Here is a 2,240-nt window from a genome sequence, read left to right on the forward strand (position 1 = left end):
AAAGCCCTGGGCTCAACCTAGGAATTGCACTTAAAACTGGTTAACTAGAGTATTGTAGAGGAAGGTAGAATTCCACGTGTAGCGGTGAAATGCGTAGAGATGTGGAGGAATACCGGTGGCGAAGGCGGCCTTCTGGACAGATACTGACGCTGAGATGCGAAAGCGTGGGGAGCAAACAGGATTAGATACCCTGGTAGTCCACGCTGTAAACGATGTCGATTTGGAGTTTGTTGCCTAGAGTGATGGGCTCCGAAGCTAACGCGATAAATCGACCGCCTGGGGAGTACGGCCGCAAGGTTAAAACTCAAATGAATTGACGGGGGCCCGCACAAGCGGTGGAGCATGTGGTTTAATTCGATGCAACGCGAAGAACCTTACCTGGTCTTGACATCCACAGAATCCTGTAGAGATATGGGAGTGCCTTCGGGAACTGTGAGACAGGTGCTGCATGGCTGTCGTCAGCTCGTGTTGTGAAATGTTGGGTTAAGTCCCGCAACGAGCGCAACCCTTATCCTTTGTTGCCATCGGTTTGGCCGGGAACTCAAAGGAGACTGCCGTTGATAAAGCGGAGGAAGGTGGGGACGACGTCAAGTCATCATGGCCCTTACGACCAGGGCTACACACGTGCTACAATGGCGTATACAAAGGGAGGCGACCTCGCGAGAGCAAGCGGACCTCATAAAGTACGTCTAAGTCCGGATTGGAGTCTGCAACTCGACTCCATGAAGTCGGAATCGCTAGTAATCGTGAATCAGAATGTCACGGTGAATACGTTCCCGGGCCTTGTACACACCGCCCGTCACACCATGGGAGTGGGTTGCACCAGAAGTAGATAGCTTAACCTTCGGGAGGGCGTTTACCACGGTGTGGTTCATGACTGGGGTGAAGTCGTAACAAGGTAACCGTAGGGGAACCTGCGGTTGGATCACCTCCTTACGAAGAGCTCGTAAGTGTTCACACAGATTGTTTGTTTAGAATAGAAATAATTCAGTCCCCTTCGTCTAGAGGCCTAGGACATCGCCCTTTCACGGCGGTAACAGGGGTTCGAATCCCCTAGGGGACGCCATAAAGTGCGACGGAATTATTTTTTAAAAATTATGTTTGTATTTACTTTGAGTTAAAAGATGAGTGAATAGAAAGATAAAGCTCTTTAACAATTAGGAACAAGCTGAAAGAAACGAGTTCTCGTTTTTACGGAAAGCTTTTATTTTTGGTTTAATGATATATTTAATAAATGTTGAGTTAAGCTGATTAAACTAGAAGTGTTGAAGTGAAAAAGAGAAAAAGCGTAAATTGAAAACCAAGACAACTGTGAGTTGTAAGGTTAAGAAATTAAGCGTACACGGTGGATGCCTAGGCAATCAGAGGCGAAGAAGGACGTGTTAATCTGCGAAAAGCGACGGTGAGCCGATAAAAGGCGCTATAGCCGTTGATGTCCGAATGGGGAAACCCAGTGTAGGTGACTACACTATCATATAATGAATTCATAGTTATATGAGGCGAACCGGGAGAACTGAAACATCTAAGTACCCCGAGGAAAAGAAATCAACCGAGATTCCCTAAGTAGCGGCGAGCGAAAGGGGAGGAGCCCAAGCGGGTAGCATGATGTATTAGTGGAAGCGTCTGGAAAGTCGCACGATAGAGGGTGAAAGTCCCGTACATGAAAATGCATGATGTGGAAGCTTATAGAGTAGGGCGGGACACGTGATATCCTGTCTGAAGAAGGGGGGACCATCCTCCAAGGCTAAATACTCCTGATTGACCGATAGTGAACCAGTACCGTGAGGGAAAGGCGAAAAGAACCCCGGGAGGGGAGTGAAATAGACCCTGAAACCGTGTACGTACAATCAGTGGGAGCTGTTGCCGTTGGGTAATAGTGACTGCGTACCTTTTGTATAATGGGTCAGCGACTTATATTCTGTAGCGAGGTTAACCGAATAGGGGAGCCGAAGGGAAACCGAGTATTAACTGTGCGTTAAGTTGCAGGGTATAGACCCGAAACCCGGTGATCTAGCCATGGGCAGGTTGAAGGTTGGTTAACACTAACTGGAGGACCGAACCGACTAATGTTGAAAAATTAGCGGATGACCTGTGGCTGGGGGTGAAAGGCCAATCAAACCGGGAGATAGCTGGTTCTCCCCGAAAGCTATTTAGGTAGCGCCTCATGAGTAACTGTTGGGGGTAGAGCACTGTTTCGGCTAGGGGGCCATCCCGGCTTACCAACCCGATGCAAACTCCGA

General features: G+C 48.5%; 1 tRNA gene and 2 rRNA genes. All 3 read left to right on the forward strand.

The features are described 5' to 3' along the window. Positions 1–936, forward strand: a 16S ribosomal RNA gene (locus A9G47_RS13195); the annotation flags it as partial. Between the two features lie 54 nt (positions 937–990). After that, a tRNA-Glu gene (locus A9G47_RS13200) sits at positions 991–1,066 on the forward strand. 256 nt (positions 1,067–1,322) lie between these two features. Beyond that, positions 1,323–2,240 (forward strand): 23S ribosomal RNA (locus tag A9G47_RS13205); the annotation flags it as partial.

The sequence above is a fragment of the Gilliamella sp. WF3-4 genome (assembly GCF_001690275.1).
In the GTDB taxonomy this organism is placed as follows: Bacteria; Pseudomonadota; Gammaproteobacteria; order Enterobacterales; family Orbaceae; genus Gilliamella; species Gilliamella apicola_C.